Annotated in this window: 1 protein-coding gene; it reads right to left on the bottom strand. The window is 42.8% G+C overall.

The features are described from left to right. Nucleotides 1–49: 49 nt before the first annotated feature. A complete protein-coding gene (locus D9K81_RS18175) occupies nucleotides 50–1,375 on the bottom strand; it encodes an ISNCY family transposase (protein ID WP_121524032.1) in 1,326 nt (441 codons plus the stop codon). Nucleotides 1,376–1,483: the final 108 nt, after the last annotated feature.

Here is a 1,483-nt window from a genome sequence, read left to right as displayed (position 1 = left end):
TGTAACTCCAAAGTAGAAATGTCCTACCTTAAAACCAAATAGAAATGTCCTATACAGACATTTCCAAGTCAAGTACAGGATTCAGATTTCGTTCTTTGATTACTGTTTTCTGTGCACGTCTGCTTGGCATCTTTTGAGAACGATTACGTTTGTTTTGCTGTTCTAATTCTTCGTGCTGTTGTTGAATATGATTGAGAACAGCACCTAAACGTTTATTCTCAACAATCTCTCGCTGGTTAAGCTGACTTAATTTATCGAAGATGCTGTAATTGATTTTTCTTCCCTGATATTCAATTGCAACTGTACCATCCGGGTATTCAAGGAACTCAAGATACTTGCCAATCAATCTTTGGTTTTCTTCCGTGTTTTCCAGGAGATATACGCATTTATCATAAGTAATGGTCAGGCTGTTCGTGACTCTGCGGGGTTCACGCCAGGTAAAAATATCATCTAATTCTTCGGCTGTTTCAGTGACAGTCCGGTGTAGATCCTTGGGATTAAAGGCCATCTTGGCAAACTTCTGATTGAATTGCTCAATGAAGCAGGGTAGCCAGGCATTCGCTTGTTCAATCGAACAGATGCCTTCCAGGCGCATTTCTTTGATCAGACGGTCCTGAAGCGTTCTATTGGCTCGTTCTACACGGCCTTTGGCCTGTGGTGAATTAGCGAAGATAATATCGATATTCAGGGTGCTGAGTACGCGCCCAAATTGCGTAATCTTGGTGTCTTTCTTGCTGCTTTGATTCACCCTGAAGACTGAATGTTTATCGCTGTAAAATGCCAACGGCTTACCATGCTGCTCAACATACAAACGTGTTGAAATCATATAGTCAAAGGCTGATTCTGATTCACAGAAGCGTAAATGCTGCAATTTTCCTGTGGCATCATCGATAAACACCAGCAGACAGCATTTAGGGGCTCGTCCTTCAAACCAGTCATGGTGTGAGCCATCGATTTGAATCAGTTCACCAAAGCAATCCCGGTTGTAACGAGACTGATACGGGCGTTTCAAGCGCTTGGATCGCGGAATCCATAAATTGGCTGCAATCATCCAGGAACGTAGTGTTTCCACTGAAATATCGAATCCATGAATGGTAGTGAGCTTTTCATGCGCTAAAGTGGGTCCGAAACCATGCAGTTGATCCGAAACAATATTGAGGCACTTGAGTCTGAGTTCTTCAGGAAGCCTGGAGTTGCTGATTTGACCACGTGCAGCATGGGCTAATGCAACTGGGCCTTGAGCTTTGTATTTCTGCAGTAAGCGTCTGATCTGACGTTCTGAAATATGAAGTAGCTGAGCAGCTTGGGATTGAGTTATGCGTTGATCACAGATTTCCTGCAAGACCGACAATCGTTTAAGTTCTTTATCCGACATAGACACCAACATATCAAACCGTCCGCTAAGGAAATTGCAAAAGTGCATATTCTAAAAGCGGACATTTTTACTTTGGAGAAACCGGACATTTCTACTTTGGGCTTACAT

The organism is Acinetobacter chengduensis (genome assembly GCF_003664645.1).
Lineage (GTDB): Bacteria > Pseudomonadota > Gammaproteobacteria > Pseudomonadales > Moraxellaceae > Acinetobacter > Acinetobacter chengduensis.
Note: the sequence above shows the minus strand (reverse complement) of the source record. Positions and strands in the feature narration are given on the sequence as shown.